Source organism: Williamsia sp. (assembly GCF_036566845.1).
GTDB lineage: Bacteria > Actinomycetota > Actinomycetes > Mycobacteriales > Mycobacteriaceae > Williamsia.
The window spans coordinates 1-17,675 of record NZ_DATCVM010000009.1 but is presented as its reverse complement, the minus strand read 5'-3'; the positions used below and the strand labels follow the sequence as shown (position 1 = coordinate 17,675).

Here is a 17,675-nt window from a genome sequence, read left to right as displayed (position 1 = left end):
GATCGTTGTCGGCCGTGACGATCAGGACTGGTCCGAGCCCGCCGTTGTCGCGGTAGCTCTCGGCCGCCGAGACGGCTCCGGGCCCGCTGCCGATGATCAGTAACTCGGTGCTGTCCATGCGACGGGACTACCCGATTTGTGCCGCGGCGAACATTGAGGACCACAACTGTCCGCAATCGCTGCGATGATGTTCTCGCAACATCAAGTCAGCCGATCAGGAGGAACACCATGGACTGGACACTCGAACTCGTCATCTTGCCCGTCACCGACGTCGATCGCGCCAAGGACTTCTACCAGAAGCTCGGCTTCAACGTCGACCACGACCACGTCGTCTCCGACGACATCCGATTCGTACAGGTCACCCCGCCCGGGTCGGCCTGCTCGATCGCCTTCGGCAAAGGTCTCACCGACTCCGAACCCGGGTCGGTGAAAGGCCTGCAGATCTGCGTCTCGAACATCGACGAGGCCCGGGACCACCTGCTATCCGTCGGTGTCGACCCCGGTGAGATCGACGTTCAGGCCTGGGGCCACTTCGTCTACTTCGACGACCCCGACGGCAACCACTGGGCCGTGCAGTACATGCCCTACCGCTACGCCTGATCCCGTCTGGCCTTTTCCACGCGGCGCGGGTGATGTCCGGCGCAAACTGAGTGCATGGCAGCTTTCGCATATGACTTCGTCATAGGCACCATCGTCAATCCGGCCGGCCTCATCCTCGCCAAGACGATCCCGGCGTCGCGCCTGATGGCGTTCTGCGAGGCCGGTTTCGGGGCGAGTCCCAGTTGGCACGGCTTCGCCATCGACCAGGTCGGGATCGCCTTCAACAACGACATCGGTGTCGTCGGCGATCACCGGATCCGGGCCGACCACGACGCGTTGCGGACCCTTGGCGACGGGATCGCATGGGTGCCCGGCTCGTTCTACGACCAGCAGACCCGGCCCGTTCCCAGCTGTAGTCGCGGCACTCTGCGTCTGTTCGAGCACCGCCTGGCCGATGCCGGATTGACCGCCCGGATCGGGCACGAGATCGAGTTCTTCCTGGTGGGACCGGACGGCGACCGGTTGCCGTCCGCGTTGTGGGCGCAGTATGGCCTGGCCGGGGTCCTCGAACACGAGACCTTCATCCGCGACGTGACCACCTCAGCCGGTCTCGCCGGAATCGGCATCGAACAATTCCATCCCGAGTACGGACCCAACCAGTTCGAGTTGTCGCTGACCCCGCGATCGCCGGTGGCGGCAGCCGATCAGCTGGTGCTGGCCAGATTGGTGCTCGGCCGGACCGCCCGCAAACACGGTCTGCGCGTCAGCTTCTCCCCGGTCCCATTCGCGGGCACGGTGGGCTCGGGTGCACACCAGCACTTCTCGCTGTCCGACGAGTCCGGTTCACTGTTCGAGGGTGGCAACGGACCGTCGGGGATGACACGACGCGGGCAGCACGTGGTGGCCGGCCTCGTCGACGGTCTGCCGCAAGCCCAGGCGGTACTGTGCGGATCCGTCGTCTCCGGACTGCGCATGAAGCCCGGCCACTGGGCGGGCGCATACGCCTGTTGGGGCACCGAAAACCGTGAGGCCGCCATCCGCTTTCTTCCCGCCGGACCGGGAAAGCCGCACGGCGCCAACGTCGAAGTCAAAGTCATCGACCCGTCGGCAAACCCCTACTTCGCGTCGGCGGCCGTCCTGGCACTCGCGCTGGACGGGCTCGAACGAGAATCCGCGTTGCCTCCGGAGACCACGGTCGACCCGGCATCCCTCACCGAGGAGGCCCGCGCCGCCGCGGGCACGGTGCTGCTGCCGTCCGATCAGCTATCGGCCATCGACGCGCTCGACGGGTCGGCCCGGTTGCGGACCGCCCTCGGTGACCAGGCCGTCGACGCCATCCTCTCCGTACGCCGCTATGAGAACGCGAACTTCGGCGACCTCGCACCCGAGGCGTTGACCGACCGCTTCCGGATGGCATGGAGCGTATGACGTGACGCCGCACTCGGCACTCGGTGAGCACATCGAGCAGGTGCAACTCGTCGACCACCACGCGCACGGATACTGGGTCACCGCCGGTGACCGCACCCGATTCGAAAACGGACTCAACGAGGCCAACACCGAGCCGATCGCCGATTTCGACAGTGCCTTCGACACCCAGCTCGGCTTCGCGATCCGCGCCCACTGCGCGCCGATCCTCGGACTCCCGAAACATGCTGACCCGGACGAATACTGGGATCACCGAATCTCGCTGGGCGACGATGAGGTCGCTCGACGCCTCCTCCGCGCCGCTGGGATCAGTGACTGGCTGATCGAGACCGGCTTCGCCGACGGGGTCGCGGCTCCGGCCGAGGTGGCCGAGCTGTCCGGTACCGGGCGCACGAGGTGATCCGGCTGGAATCCCTCGCGGAGGAGGCAGCCGCGGCCGATGGTGACTACGCCGACACCTTCGCCGAGATCCTCGCCGCCCGCTCGGTGACGGCGGTGGGAACGAAGTCGATCCTGGCGTACCGCGGTGGATTCGAGGGCGATCTGTCCAAACCCACGGCCGCCGAGGTCAAGGCGGCATCGGCACGGTGGCGCGATGCCGGCGGCACCCGGCTGACCGACCGCGTACTACTCCGTTTCGGACTCCATCAGGCGTTGCGGGTGGGCAAGCCCCTGCAGTTCCACGTCGGATTCGGTGATCGGGACTGCGATCTGCACAAGACGAACCCGATGCTGCTGCTCGATTTTCTCCGTTCGTCCGGCGAAACACCCATCACATTGCTCCACTGCTACCCGTACGAGCACGAAGCCGGCTATCTCGCACAGGCTTTCAACAACGTCTATCTCGACGGCGGTCTCGCCATCAACTATCTCGGTGCCCGCTCGGCGCCATTCATCGCATCACTGCTGGAGCTCGCCCCCTTCCGCAAGATCCTCTACTCCTCCGACGGCTACGGCCCACCCGAACTGCACTATCTCGGTGCGAGGTTGTGGCGCAACGGAATCCACGAGGCACTGCAAGGCTTCGTCGACGCCGACGAATGGACCACACCCGACGCCATCAGGGTCGTCGACCAGATCGCCCACCGCAACGCCGCCCGCATCTACCAACTCCCCTGACCCACCCGTCCTCCCCTCCCGCAACCCCAATCCCAAATTCGCTCCGCTTGCCTCCGTGTGCTCCTGTTGCAACAGGAGCGTGTGCACGCAGGCGGAGCGAATTTGGGGCTAGGCGGCGGCCATCAGGCCATGGGTCCGTAGTGCCTGCACCAGGACTGCGCGCAGACGTTCGGGCTGCACCAGGTCTTTCCAGTTCCAGCGCACGACAACGGCGACGCCACCCTCGCGAATCAGACGTTGTTCCCGCCATTTCTCGCGCTCGTACGCTTGCTCGGTGGTCTCGCCCGGACGGAGGTACCGGATGTACTTGGCATATCCGTCGAACTCACCGACCACCACGCCGTCCCAATCGAAGTCCGTCCGGCCCAGAAAGTCACCGGCAGAGTTCAGGAACCGCTGCTGCAGACGCGGCGTCGGGATGTCCCCGAAGCTCAACATCAGGACGCGGGACAGGGATTCGCCGATGCTCTCGGACTTCCCGTCGGCCACGGCGAGTGCAGCCCGGGCGGTCGCCACGCCGGTCCGGCCTACGCTTCGGCGCAAGACGCTCTCGAGCTCGGATCGCGGCACCCCTGCGTGCATCGCTCCATCGAGCACGCACACTGCCTGGAAGAAGGTCCCGGACCGCGCGACGTCGATCGCCGTTCGCGCCCGTGAGGTGACGAGGAACCCGTCCATCATCACCACCTCGTCGGGTTCCCATGTCGAGCCGTGGAGCACACATGCACGACCCCTACGTCGCCCTCCCCCGATTCGGTTGGCGGTGAAGTGAACTCGCGTCCGGTCACCCGTCGAGGAGTGGCAGTCCATGCAGCGCTGCCGCCGACCAATGGCTGATGGCCTTGTCCTGTTCCCCGTTGTCGGCAGCAGCGAGGACCTGGCGTCGGTAGATCTCCTGCTCGCGGGCATACGTGTCGAGCTGCTCGAGATCTGAGGTGAATGTGTAGAAGCCGCGGTAGAGACGGCGCAGTTGGCCTGCCTTGACGCGGGTGGCCAGCTGCCGGTCGAGTTCGCCGATCTGCAGTGCATCCCGACGACGGACGAGGTTCGGATCTTCGATGGTGGGTTCGCTCATGCGACGACCATCGGATTCATCACCGACAAGAATCGCTCCCGGAAAGTGGATTCACGTCCGCCCTGTGGACAGAATCCCGCACTGGGGACAAACCAAATTCGCTCCGCCTACCTGCGTGCGCTCCTATTGCAACCGGATCGTACGTCGGTAAGCGGAGCGAATTCTGGAGAGCGCCGGGTGGTGGAGCCATTTCGGGTCGGCAAACGTCGAATACTCATGGCGAAGAAACCAGTGGCATACGGCGTGACGGTTCATGGCAAACCTCTGACATGCATTGTCTGTCAGACCGGGACCAGCTTCTTCCATCGGGAAATCATGATGAACACGAGCGGAATGACCTTCATGGGTTGGGACTGGGCCAACGCCACAGCCGATGGCGCTATCTGTGAGAACTGCGGATTTGTGCACACCTTCATGGGCAACAGCCACGCTTGGGTCTGATGGCCCCACCTGACACCGAAATTCGCGCCGCTTACCTGCGTTCGCTCCTATCGCAACAGGAGCGTACGTCGGCAGGCGGAGCGAATTTGGGGTGCGGGGTGCGGGGCCGGGGGCCCGGGTGCGGGGGGCGGTGGCGGGCAGCGGGCCGGGAACGCACAAGGCGGGCACCCCTCGAAAGGGATGCCCGCCTTGTGGTTTGGCGCTTAGCGGTAGTCGCTGCTGAAGCCGTAATCGTCCAGCGGGACAGCCGCACCCGACGGGGCACCGAAGGTGCCGTCCGGGCTGTAGTAGGTGTCGTCGTAAGACGGCACCGCGTACGCAGCTGCACGCGCTTCCTCGGTGGGCTGCACCTGGATGTTCCGGTACCGGTTGATACCGGTTCCGGCCGGGATGAGCTTACCGATGATCACGTTCTCCTTGAGACCGACGAGCTTGTCGCTACGGCTGTTGATGGCCGCATCGGTGAGCACGCGAGTGGTCTCCTGGAACGACGCCGCCGACAACCACGACTCGGTTGCGAGCGATGCCTTGGTGATACCCATGAGCACCGGACGTCCGGCCGCGGGCTCGCCACCCTCGGCGACGACGCGACGGTTGGCCGCCTCGAAGTCGGCGCGCTCGGTGAGCGAACCGGGCAGGAACTCGGTGGCACCGGAATCGATGATCGTCACGCGACGCAGCATCTGACGAACAATCGTCTCGATGTGCTTGTCGTGGATCGACACACCCTGGCTCCGGTAGACCTCTTGGACCTCGTTGACCAGGTGGACCTGCACCTGACGGGGACCCATGACACGCAGCACCTCGTGCGGATCGGCAGCACCTTCCATGAGCTGCTGGCCGACCTCCACATGATCGCCGTCGGCGAGCAGACGCTCACTGCCGTCGTCATGCTTGAACACACGCAGACGCTGACGCTTCGAGATCTTGTCGTAGACAACCTCTTCCGAGCCGTCGTCCGGGATGATCGTCATCTTGTAGAAGCGATCATCATCCTCGAGACGGATGCGTCCGGAGACCTCGGCGATCGGGGCCTTGCCCTTGGGGACACGGGCCTCGAACAGCTCCTGAACACGCGGCAGGCCGCCCGTGATGTCGTCACCGACACCACCCTGGTGGAACGTACGCATGGTCAGCTGGGTTCCGGGCTCACCGATCGACTGGGCCGCGACGATACCGACGGCCTCGCCGATGTCGACGAGCTTGCCGGTGGCCATCGACCGTCCGTAGCAGGTGGCGCAGACGCCGGTGCCGGTGGCACAGGTCAGGACCGAACGGACCTTGACCTGCGAGATGCCGGCCTCGAGCAGAGCCTCGATCGCGGGATCACCGAGATCGAATCCGCGCTCGATGATGACCTTGCCACTCGCGTCGACCGCGTCGGTGGCCAATGTCCTTGCGAACGTTGACGTTTCGACGTGAGCGTCGCGGATGAGCGAGCCGTCGGCCTGCTTCTCGGCGATGATCGTGTTGATGCCACGCTCCGTGCCACAGTCGGTCTCACGCACGATGACGTCCTGCGACACGTCCACCAGACGACGGGTCAGGTAACCCGAGTCAGCGGTACGAAGCGCGGTGTCGGCAAGACCCTTACGGGCGCCGTGCGTGTTGATGAAGTACTCGGCAACGGTCAGACCCTCGCGGAACGAGGACTTGATCGGACGCGGGATGAACTCACCCTTCGGGTTCGTCACCAGACCCTTCATGCCCGCAAGCGAGCGGATCTGGGTCATGTTGCCCGCGGCACCGGACTGCACGATCATCGGAATCGGGTTGTCGTCGGGGTAGTGCGCCTCCATGTCGGCGCCCACCTCTTCGGTGGCCTGCTTCCAGATCTCCACCAGAGCGTCACGACGCTCGGCAGCGGTCAGGGCACCACGCTGGAACTTGCGCTCCAGACCATCGGCCCGATCCTCGTACTTGTCGAGGATCGCAGCCTTGTCCGGCGACACGAGCACGTCGGACATCGCGATGGTGACACCCGAGCGGGTGGCCCAGTAGAAACCGGCATCCTTGAGCTTGTCGACGGTCTGCGCGACAACGATCATCGGGTAGCGCTCGGCCATGTCGTTGATGATCGTGGCCTGACGCTTCTTCGGCATCTGCTCGTTGACAAACGGGTAGTCGTTCGGCAGCAGCTCGTTGAACAGCACCCGACCCAGAGTGGTCTCGATGGTCCACGGGGTACCGAACTTCCAGCCCTCGGGGAACTGCTCCAGCTCGATCGCCCGGGTCGGACGCTGATGCGTCAGCCGGACCTTGATCGGAGCCTGAACACTGAGCACGCCACGATCGACTGCCATCTGAGCCTCGGACGGCGTGGAGTACACGCCGCGCTCGACGTCGTCGCCCGTCGATGCCGTGTAAGCACCGATAGCCTGATCCTTGAGCGTCGTCAGGTGGAACAGACCGGTCACCATGTCCAGACGGGGCATGGCCAGCGGTCGGCCCGAGGCCGGCGACAGGATGTTGTTCGACGACAGCATCAGGATGCGGGCCTCGGCCTGCGCCTCGGCGGACAGCGGCAGGTGAACTGCCATCTGGTCACCGTCGAAGTCGGCGTTGAAGGCCTCACACACGAGCGGGTGCAGCTGGATGGCCTTACCCTCCACCAGCTGGGGCTCGAATGCCTGGATGCCCAGACGGTGCAGCGTCGGCGCACGGTTCAGCAGAACCGGGTGCTCGGCGATGACCTCTTCGAGGACGTCCCACACGGCCGGGCGCTGACGCTCGACCATCCGCTTGGCGGACTTGATGTTCTGCGCCTGGTTCAGGTCGACGAGCCGCTTCATCACGAACGGCTTGAACAGCTCGAGAGCCATCAGCTTGGGCAGACCACACTGGTGCAGCTTGAGCTGCGGGCCGACGACGATGACCGAACGGCCCGAGTAGTCGACGCGCTTGCCGAGCAGGTTCTGACGGAAACGACCCTGCTTGCCCTTGAGCAGATCGCTCAGGGACTTCAGCGGGCGGTTACCCGGTCCGGTGACCGGACGGCCACGACGGCCGTTGTCGAACAGTGCGTCGACTGACTCCTGCAGCATCCGCTTCTCGTTGTTGACGATGATCTCGGGCGCACCCAGATCGATCAGTCGCTTGAGGCGGTTGTTGCGGTTGATCACGCGGCGGTACAGGTCGTTCAAGTCGGAGGTCGCGAAGCGGCCACCGTCGAGCTGCACCATCGGACGCAGCTCCGGCGGGATCACCGGCACGGCGTCGAGAACCATGCCCAGCGGCGAGTTGCCCGACCGGTGGAACGCGGCGACGACCTTCAGACGCTTCAGGGCGCGAAGCTTCTTCTGGCCCTTGCCGTTGCGAATCGTGTCGCGCAGGATCTCGGCCTCGGCCGCGATGTCGAAGTCCTCGAGCAGACGCTTGATGGCCTCGGCACCCATGGCTCCGGTGAAGTACTCGCCGTAGCGGTCCTGGATCTCGCGGTAGAGCTTCTCGTCGATGATCATCTGCTTGGGAGCAAGCTTGACGAACTTGTCCCAGATCTCTTCGAGATCGTCGAGGGCGCGCTGCGCGGTGTCACGGATACGGCGCATCTCGCGCTCGCCGGCATCCTTCACCTTGCGGCGGGCATCGGCCTTGGCGCCTTCGCGCTCCAGCTCTGCCAGGTCCTCTTCGAGCTTCTTGGCGCGCTCTTCGAGGTCGGAGTCACGGGCGTCGGCGACACCCTTCTTCTCGACCTCCATCTCGGCCTCGAGGGTGGACTTCTCGTTGTGACGCATTTCGTCGTCGACAGCGGTGATGACGTAGGCGGCGAAGTAGATGATCTTCTCGAGATCCTTCGGCGCCAGGTCGAGCAGGTAGCCCAACCGGCTCGGCACACCCTTGAAGTACCAGATGTGGGTGACCGGTGCGGCCAGCTCGATGTGGCCCATCCGCTCACGACGCACTTTGGCGCGAGTCACCTCGACGCCGCAGCGCTCACAGATGATGCCCTTGAAGCGGACACGCTTGTACTTGCCGCAGTAGCACTCCCAGTCCCGGGTGGGACCGAAGATCTTCTCGCAGAACAAGCCGTCCTTCTCTGGCTTGAGCGTGCGGTAGTTGATCGTCTCCGGCTTTTTGACCTCACCGAACGACCAGTTGTGGATGTCGTCGGCGGTGGCCAGGCCAATCTTCAGTTCATCGAAAAAGTTGACGTCGAGCACTATTTACCTTTCAGTAGCTCAAATAGTCAGCCCGTTCGTGGCCGAGGCCACGAGCAGAAAAAGCTGGGTGATCAGTTGGCCAGGTCGTCGACGGTGGCAGCTTCATTGCGCGAGAGGTTGATACCCAGGTTGGCCGCAGCCCGCTCCAAGTCCTCGTCGTCGCCGTCACGCATCTCGATGGCGGCACCATCGGAGCTGAGTACCTCGACGTTCAGGCACAGCGACTGAAGTTCCTTCAGCAGCACCTTGAACGACTCGGGTATACCCGGTTCCGGGATGTTCTCGCCCTTGACGATCGCTTCGTAGACCTTCACGCGGCCGACAACGTCGTCCGACTTGATGGTCAGAAGCTCCTGCAGCGTGTACGCCGCACCGTAGGCCTGCATGGCCCAGCACTCCATCTCGCCGAAACGCTGACCACCGAACTGCGCCTTACCACCGAGCGGCTGCTGGGTGATCATCGAGTACGGTCCGGTCGAACGCGCGTGGATCTTGTCGTCGACCAAGTGGTGCAGCTTGATGATGTACATGTAACCGACCGAGACCGGGTACGGGAACGGCTCGCCACTACGACCGTCGAACAGCGTCGCCTTGCCGTCTGCGTTGACCATCACCTCGCCGTCGCGGTTCGGGAGCGTCGAGGCCAGCAGGCCCGTCAGTTCCTCTTCGCGAGCACCGTCGAACACCGGGGTGGCGGTGTTGGTGTTGGCCTCGACCGACAGCATGTCCTCGGGAAGACGCGACGCCCATTCGGGCACGCCCTCCGCCACGTTGATGTTCCAGCCGGTCTTGGCGATCCACCCGAGGTGGGTCTCCAGAATCTGACCGATGTTCATACGACGCGGAACACCGTGGGTGTTCAGGATGATGTCGACCGGGGTGCCGTCGGGCAGGAAGGGCATGTCCTCGGCGGGCAGGATCTTGCCGATGACGCCCTTGTTGCCGTGGCGGCCGGCGAGCTTGTCGCCGTCCTGGATCTTGCGCTTCTGGGCCACGTACACCCGGACCAGCTCATTGACACCGGGAGGCAGATCGTCGTCGTCATCACGCGAGAAGACGCGGATGCCGATGACCTTGCCGGTCTCACCGTGCGGAACCTTGAGCGAGGTGTCGCGAACTTCGCGAGCCTTCTCACCGAAGATCGCGCGCAGCAGGCGCTCTTCCGGGGTCAGTTCGGTCTCGCCCTTCGGCGTGACCTTTCCGACCAGGATGTCGCCGTCGCGAACCTCGGCACCGATGCGGATGATGCCGCGCTCGTCGAGATCGGCGAGCACCTCATCGGAGACGTTCGGGATGTCCCGGGTGATCTCCTCGGCACCGAGCTTGGTGTCGCGGGCGTCGAGTTCGTGCTCTTCGATGTGAATCGAGGTGAGCACGTCCTCTTCGACGAGACGCTGGCTCAGGATGATCGCGTCCTCGTAGTTGTGGCCTTCCCACGGCATGATCGCCACGAGGAGGTTCTTTCCGAGGGCCATCTCACCGTTGTCGGTGCACGGACCGTCCGCGAGGACCTGTCCGACCTCGACGCGCTGACCCTCGTCCACGATCGGACGCTGGTTGGCGCAGGTGCCCTGGTTCGAGCGGGCGAACTTGCGCATCTGGAAGGTGTCGCGAGTGCCGTCGTCGGCCATCACGGTGATGTAGTCGGCGGAGACCTCTTCGACCACACCGGCCTTGCCGTTGATGATCACGTCACCGGCGTCGACCGCGGCACGGAGTTCCATACCGGTACCGACCAGCGGCGACTCGCTGCGAACCAGCGGCACCGCCTGACGCTGCATGTTGGCACCCATCAGGGCGCGGTTGGCGTCGTCGTGCTCGAGGAACGGGATCATGGCCGTGGCCACGGACACCATCTGCCGCGGGCTGACGTCGAGGTACTCGACCTGTGCTGACGTCACGAACTCGACCTCGGCACCCTTCTTACGGACGAGAACGCGCTCATCCGTGATGACGCCGTTGCCATCGAAGTTGGTGTTGGCCTGTCCGATGAGGAAGCGATCCTCTTCATCAGCGGTCATGTACTGGATCTCGTCGGTGACGACACCGTCGGTGACCTTGCGGTACGGGGTCTCGATGAAGCCGAACGGATTGACCCGTGCGTACACCGACAGCGAACCGATCAGGCCGATGTTCGGGCCTTCCGGGGTCTCGATCGGGCACATACGGCCGTAGTGCGACGGGTGGACGTCACGGACTTCGAGTCCGGCACGCTCACGCGACAGACCACCGGGGCCCAACGCCGACAGACGGCGCTTGTGGGTCAGACCCGACAGCGGGTTGTTCTGGTCCATGAACTGCGACAGCTGCGAGGTTCCGAAGAACTCCTTGATGGCAGCGACCACGGGACGGATGTTGATCAGGGTCTGCGGCGTGATCGCCTCGACGTCCTGAGTCGTCATGCGCTCGCGGACCACACGCTCCATGCGGGACAGGCCCACGCGGATCTGGTTCTGGATCAGCTCGCCGACGGTACGCAGGCGACGGTTACCGAAGTGGTCGATGTCGTCGACCTCGACCGGGACCTCGACACCACCGGGCACGGTCATCGTGCTGGTGACGTTGGGGTCGGCCTCGTGCAGACGCACCAGGTACTCGACGGTGGCGACGATGTCCTCTTCGGTCAGCACGGGAGCGCCGGCCATCGGGTTCTCGACCAGGCCGAGCTTCTTGTTGACCTTGTAACGGCCGACCTTGGCCAGGTCGTAACGCTTCTCCTTGAAGAACAGGTTCTCCAGCAGGGTCTGCGCGGACTCCTTGGTGGGCGGCTCGCCCGGACGCAGCTTGCGGTAGACCTCGAGGAGGGCTTCGTCGGTGCCGGCGGTGTTGTCCTTCTCCAGCGTCGACATCATGATCTCGGAGAAGCCGAAGCGCTCCTCGATCTGCTCCTTGGTCCATCCGAGCGCCTTGAGCAGCACGGTGACCGACTGGCGGCGCTTGCGGTCGATACGGACGCCGACGGTGTCGCGCTTGTCGATGTCGAACTCGAGCCAGGCACCACGGCCCGGGATGACCTTGACGCTGTGCAGGGTCTTCTCGGTGGCCTTGTCGATGCTCGCATCGAAGTAGACGCCGGGGCTACGGACCAGCTGGCTGACGACGACACGCTCGGTGCCGTTGATGACGAAGCTGCCCTTGTCGGTCATGATCGGGAAATCGCCCATGAACACGGTCTGGGACTTGATCTCGCCGGTGTTGTTGTTGATGAACTCAGCGGTGACGAACAGCGGAGCCGCGTAGGTCATGTCTTTGTCTTTGCACTCCGCGACAGAGGCCTTGACCTCGTCGAAACGCGGGTCGGAGAAAGACAGCGACATGGAACCGGAGAAGTCCTCGATCGGGGACAGTTCGGCGAGGATGTCCTCCAGGCCGCCGGTGGGGTTTCCAACGCCGCGAGAAGCAGCGCGCTCACGCCATTCCGCGGAACCAACCAACCACTCAAAGGACTCGAGCTGCACATCAAGCAGTCCGGGTACTTCCAGTGGCTCGCTGATCTTTGCGAAAGAGGCGCGCCGCGGCGCACCTGGAATGGTTGAGGTGGACTGGCGGGAGACTGCCAAGATATGTCCTTCCAACACGAATTACTCGTTGTGCCCTAGTGGTGTTCGCTGCTGTTCGGCCTGATCAACGGCGATCACCCAGGACGCCACAAGCTCTGTGGTCGGAAGGTGAAATCGTGAGGTGGACAGGACGCAGCCAGCGCAACGTCCAACTGTACCAGAAAATGGGCGCACGTAAACAACCTCATTTGGTTACTGCGAACAGACTGCAACCAAGTCGGCCCCGCGTCAAGAGGAACGCGCAGTTTTCGAGGTTGAAAATCTCCAGTTGCGGCTGATCAACCACTGACCGTCCACCTCCTGCGGCCCGGCGGTACGCGCTGGCCTGGTCCGCCCGAGACCACAACACCCTCGGATTCCGCAGACGATCATGGTTGTGATGACCGTCGCATCCGAATCACCCAGGCGGAGCGGCGGCGACCACACCTGGGCAGGCCGAAATCGGCCACCAACGCGAGGACCGATGACGTGTTGCGTGTCGAATCGCCGAAGTCGGCGGTGATCAACGCCGGCCTATCGGCAACGAGCAGTTGCCGAGGTCAGAAATCAGAGATGCGACTGATCATCCACTGGTCGCCCACCTTCTGCAGACCGACGTCGAAACGAACCTGACCTGAGCCGTTCGGCAGTGCGACGCCCTGCTGGGTCGAGCTCACGATCAGGATTGCCAGCGCCGAAGCAGTGTCACCGGTCTGGGACGTCACCGCGATCGTGTCGATCTTGCACTCGGCTCCCTGCCCGGACTGCGTGGCCAGATCACGTTGCGTGGGCAGGTAATCGTTGAAGTTCTTCAACGCCTCACCCCGCAGAGCCGACTGCGCGCTGTTGGCCCAGCCATCGAGATCGTCGGGGTTGATGGCGATCACCTTGCACAGCTGATCACCGGTCTGGGCCTTGAGTTCATTGGTTGCCGAGGCATTGACGAACGCCATGTTCTCCTGCGGCTCAGCACCGGGCTTGAACGCCGCGACGACAGCGAAGATCCCGACAACCACAGCAACCGCGGCCACGATCAGCACTTTCGACCAGGTCAAGAAGCCTGTCTGCGTCGAGGAGTCAACCTCTGTGGACGAATCGGTCTTCGCTTTCTGCGGCTTCGAATCGTCGTCCTTACGCGGCTTCGTCAGCGAGACCTGCTCACTGTCGGCATCGTCAGGACGGACGCGGCCGGTCGATGGGCCACTACCGGCGACACGAATCTTTCCGCGCGGGGCAGTGGGCCGTGGGGGCTTACGAGGGCCTGTCATCAGTTGCCCCCTGTTCCGGTGGTGCTGTTGTCCGCCGCCGGATCGTTGAGCATCAACGTCTCCAACGGGACGATGTTCGACGCCTTCCACGTGCCGTCGACCTTCTTCACATCCAGCAAGAATCCCATGCTGACACCCGTCTTCTTGGCATCGGCCGCCGTGCTGGTGACATCCGCATAGACGAGCACCTTGGCGGTGCTCTCGTCGTTGTTGAACTCGACGACCCCGCTGCGCTTGATGACCGAAGTCGCGGTCGCGGCCTGCCCGTTGGCGCCGGCCACACCTTGCGACAGCTGTTCGAAGTCCTGGGCGGTGATCTGCGACTTGGCATCACCGGTCAACGACGAGTCGACCTGCTCGCGGAACGCCGTCAGATTGTTCGGATCGATGTTGGTCACGTTCAGGATCACCTGTTCGGCACCGTCGAGTGCGTCATCACGTTCCTGCTGGGTCGACACCACATTGAACTTGGCGTCGTACCACTGGTAACCGAAGATGCCGGCGCACACCACCGCAGCCACGAGGCCGACCACCGCGAGGGCAGCACAAACTCGTAGCCACAGCGCTCGCGAACCGAATCGTCGCGTTCCGCCGGGCTCAGTAGTCGTAGTCATCGCCCGCCCAAGGTACACATCGTTGCTGTCACATCACTTCTCACGCACACCGAGCAGGAATGCCATCTGCTCCGCGATGGGATTCAGGTTGAGGGTGTCCGGCATCTTCTTCGGGTTCTTGTCCCACGGCTGAGGCGTGTTCGGATCAGCGAACTGAGCCCGTTCCGCGCTTCGCACACCAGTCGGATTACCCTGCGCCACTTGGCAACTCGCTTCGGTATTGAAGGGGAAATCGTCGTAGTTGACGTCGAAGTCGGGGTTCTTTGCCTTCTCCGCGTCGATGATCGCCTGGGTGCTCTCGTAGCCCACCGTGCACGCGGGTGGATTGTTGATCTCGAGCACGATGCCGAAGTGGATCGTGCCGTCGCCGGGCGCCGGGCTGTAGCTGCCACTCGACAACGCCGAGAGCAACGCGAGAGCAGGGCTGATGCCGTAGAAGGTCGGTGCGATCGTATTGACCGTCTCGGCCAGGTTGTGGACCACCGTGGTGAGGTCGCCGCCGCTGTCCTGCAGCAGCTGCGAGATCTGGGTGGCACTTGCGGTACCGGTCGTCAGAAGCCGCCGGATGGCCGGATCAGAGGCCTGCAGCGTCTCGGTCACCAGTTCCAGATTGCGCGACCACGCCAGGATCTCGTCCGACTGCTCGGCCTGGGTACCGAGCACGGTGTTGCTGTTCTGGATCAGAGAAATCGTCTGCGGAAGATTGTCGAGGCCCGCCTCGGACAGGTTCGCCAGTGAATCGACCAACGACTCCAGGTTGTCGGCGTTGCCGTTGAACGCCTTACCCAACTCCGTCACGACGGTCCGCAGATCATCCACCGGGATCGACTCGGTGAAATCGACCGCCGACTTCAGCACGTCCTGCAGCGGGGCCGGGATCATCGTGTCCGTGATGACCGACCCTTCCTTCAGATACGGCCCCGAGCTGTTCTTCGGCCGCAGATCGACGTACTGCTCACCGATCGCCGAGCGGTTCGCAACCACGGCAACGGCCGATTCGGGGATGTCCGGGCCACCGGAATCGAGGACCAGTTCGACCTGGACGCCGTCCGGTTGCAGTGTCAACGGTCCGACACGTCCGACCGGCACACCGCGGTAGGTCACCTCGCCGTTGGTGAAAATGCCGCCGGAGTCGGCGAATTCAGCCTTGACCGTGTACGAGCCGACACCGACAACCCGGTCCAGCCGGGCATACGTGGCACCGACATAGACCAGCGCCACCACCCCGACGACCACAAAAATGACGAGCTGCCACTTCACAACCTTGGAGATCATCGGACACCTCCGTCAGCTGGTCCAGTTCCGGCATTGGCGTTGGCGATCAGATTCAGTGGTCCCTGGATGAAGCTCTGCTGTCCGCGTTCGGCCGGCATCAGCGCGTACTGCCCACCCGACGGTGGCGTGTTCGGCCCCGGCTGTGCGTTGGGTAGCGGGAGCAGCGTGATGGTCGGCCATCCCAGGCGCGGTCCGTTGCCGTTGTAGTACGGGTTCTGCGGATCGATTCTCGGTGTGGGCCCGGTCTTCGGCGGGCTGTACACCGGTTCGCCCTGTCCGACACCGAGGGCTTCGAGCTGATTGAGCAGCCTCAGGTCCAGGTCGGCGAACAGGTTGGTCGAATCACCGATGACGCCGGGCAGCAGGCTGTCCGGGAACGGATAGGTGAACAACAGCGGCGAGGCGGTGATCAGGTCGGGCGCGGCCTGCGCCAGAGACTGCAGCACCGGCCGCAAAGCCTTGAGATCGGTGATGATCTCATCGCGGGCGGTTCCGAGAACCGCGACCCCGGCCTCACCGAGACGATCGAGTTGCTCGAGCATCGTCACGAACTGGGGCCGTTGCTCCTCGAGAACCGCGATGCCCTTCGGGAGCTCATCGAGCACCCGATTGATCTGGTCGGTCTGGGCGCGGGCCCGGGTCGACAGCGCGTCGAGACCCTCGAGCGCGGTGACGATGTTGTTCTTCTGGTCATCCAGGCCGCTGATCAGCTGTGCGGTTTCGTTGAGCAGTCCCTTGACCTCGGTCTGACGGCCGTCGAGTGCGAGGTTCAGCTCATCGACGATCGGCTTGATCTGGGCTACGCCGCCACCGTTCAGCAGCAGCGACAACGCACCGAGAACCTGCTCGATGTCGGTCGCGGTCCGGGTGCGGCACTCGGCGTCCCCGACACTCGGGCAGCCGATCACCTCATTCGGATTCTGCCGGGGCAGATCAGCGTTCTCCTTCGGATCCTCCAGCGCGACATACTTTTCGCCGAGCAGGTTGGTCTGCTGGATCTCCGCGAATGCCTCGTCGGAGAGGTCGACGCGGTCCTGCACCTCTATGGTGACCTCGGCCGTCCACTGGTCGGGCGCGACCTTGATCTCCTGGACCCGGCCGACCTGAATGCCGTTGAACTTGACCGTCGACTGCGGCACGAGGTCGAGGACATCGAGGAACTGGAGTTTGTACGTGCGCGGGTTGTCCCCGAGCGGCGCACCGCCGGGAAGCGGGACTGACTGCAGCCCCTGACTGCCGCAACCACCGACCGCGATCACCGCGGCCCCGATCACCGCGGCAACGCCCGCCTTCTTCCACCGGCTCATCAGTTGTCACCCAATCCCGGTGCCGGCGTTCCGGGCACTGTGCCCGGAACCGGTCCGGCATTTTGGAGATTCTCGTTGCTCATGATGCCGAACGGCAGATTCAGATTCGCCGGGAGATGATCGTTGATCTGATCGGCAACGCTCTTGCACGCTTCGACCACCGGACCGATGGTGGAACTGAACTGCTCGAAGGCCGGATCACCGGGCTTGAGCTTGCCCAGATCGAGGAATCCGCACTGGGCGCCGAGCAGGTTCTGCAGGTCGGGCAGCGTCAAATGCAGATCGAGTGTCCCCGACTCCGCGTTGTAGGCGTTGACCAGGTTCGACAGGGTCAACGGGAGCACTTCCAGGATTTCCTTCTGGTATTGCTTCGTGTCCACCAGCATCTGGGTGGTCGGGATCAGGCCTTCGACCGCGTCGCCGAGGGCCTCGCGGTTGTCCTGGACGAAGCCGGCGACGTCACCGAGTGCGATCGACAGCTTGTCCAGGGCGGTCCCGAGCTGGTCTCGTTCACCGGCCAGGAAGGTGTTGAACGATGCCATCTGCGTGTTGAAGGTGCGCACCTGCTCGTCGTTCTCGGCAAGCATCCCGACAAAGCTGTTGAGGTTCTTGATGGTGTCGACGATGTTGCCGCGCGACTCGCTCAGGGTGTTGGCCGCCTTCGACAACCCCTGGATCGTCTCGCCCAGCGCCTCACCGTTGCCGGCGAGGTTCTCGGCACCGGTCGTCACCAGTTCGGAAACGGCTCCGTCCTTGTTGGCGCCTTCAGGCCCCAGCGCGGTCGACAGCTTCTCGACACTGGCGTAGAGCTCGTCGACCTCCACCGGGACCATCGTCTTCTCGATGGGCAGGGTGATGTCCTTCGGTGCCTTGGGGCCGTCGATGTAGACCGGGGTCAACTGCACGTAGCGG

General features: G+C 63.8%; 11 protein-coding genes and 1 pseudogene. 3 read left to right on the top strand and 9 right to left on the bottom strand.

Translation table 11 applies throughout. The features are described from left to right. The first annotated feature begins 228 nt into the window (after positions 1-228). From VIQ49_RS00330 to VIQ49_RS00320, 3 genes and pseudogenes are all read left to right on the top strand, one after another. A complete protein-coding gene (locus VIQ49_RS00330; protein ID WP_331879810.1) occupies positions 229-600 on the top strand; it encodes a VOC family protein in 372 nt (123 codons plus the stop codon). A gap of 54 nt (positions 601-654) precedes the next feature. Beyond that, a complete protein-coding gene (locus VIQ49_RS00325) occupies positions 655-1,968 on the top strand; it encodes a glutamine synthetase family protein (protein ID WP_331879809.1) in 1,314 nt (437 codons plus the stop codon). A 1-nt stretch (position 1,969) separates the two neighbouring features. After that, positions 1,970-3,084: pseudogene (locus VIQ49_RS00320) on the top strand (amidohydrolase family protein). 108 nt (positions 3,085-3,192) lie between these two features. Here VIQ49_RS00320 and VIQ49_RS00315 read toward each other — a convergent pair. The 9 genes from VIQ49_RS00315 to VIQ49_RS00275 all read right to left on the bottom strand — a co-directional run. Then, positions 3,193-3,762: a hypothetical protein gene (locus VIQ49_RS00315; protein ID WP_331879808.1), complete on the bottom strand. Its 570-nt coding sequence runs from the start codon at positions 3,760-3,762 to the stop codon at positions 3,193-3,195. Between the two features lie 106 nt (positions 3,763-3,868). Then, positions 3,869-4,159, bottom strand: coding sequence for a type IV toxin-antitoxin system AbiEi family antitoxin domain-containing protein (locus VIQ49_RS00310; protein WP_331879807.1), 291 nt, complete (start codon positions 4,157-4,159; stop codon positions 3,869-3,871). 644 nt (positions 4,160-4,803) lie between these two features. Continuing rightward, complete coding sequence (locus VIQ49_RS00305) at positions 4,804-8,760, bottom strand: DNA-directed RNA polymerase subunit beta' (RefSeq protein WP_331879806.1); 3,957 nt, start codon at positions 8,758-8,760, stop codon at positions 4,804-4,806. 71 nt (positions 8,761-8,831) lie between these two features. Next, a complete protein-coding gene (locus tag VIQ49_RS00300) occupies positions 8,832-12,320 on the bottom strand; it encodes a DNA-directed RNA polymerase subunit beta (RefSeq protein ID WP_331879805.1) in 3,489 nt (1,162 codons plus the stop codon). A 539-nt stretch (positions 12,321-12,859) separates the two neighbouring features. Next, a complete protein-coding gene (locus VIQ49_RS00295; protein ID WP_331879804.1) occupies positions 12,860-13,567 on the bottom strand; it encodes a hypothetical protein in 708 nt (235 codons plus the stop codon). Then, a complete protein-coding gene (locus tag VIQ49_RS00290) occupies positions 13,567-14,181 on the bottom strand; it encodes a hypothetical protein (RefSeq protein WP_331879802.1) in 615 nt (204 codons plus the stop codon). The genes VIQ49_RS00295 and VIQ49_RS00290 overlap by 1 nt, the downstream gene beginning before the upstream one ends. Positions 14,182-14,214: 33 nt before the next feature. Then, positions 14,215-15,456, bottom strand: a complete 1,242-nt coding sequence (locus VIQ49_RS00285) for an MCE family protein (RefSeq protein ID WP_331879800.1) — start codon at positions 15,454-15,456, stop codon at positions 14,215-14,217. Then, entirely contained in the window at positions 15,453-16,763 is a 1,311-nt protein-coding gene (locus VIQ49_RS00280) for an MCE family protein (RefSeq protein WP_331879798.1), read from the bottom strand. The genes VIQ49_RS00285 and VIQ49_RS00280 overlap by 4 nt, the downstream gene beginning before the upstream one ends. Beyond that, the coding region (locus VIQ49_RS00275; protein WP_331879796.1) for an MCE family protein at positions 16,763-17,675 on the bottom strand (913 nt) is incomplete at its 5' end. The genes VIQ49_RS00275 and VIQ49_RS00280, both read right to left, overlap by 1 nt.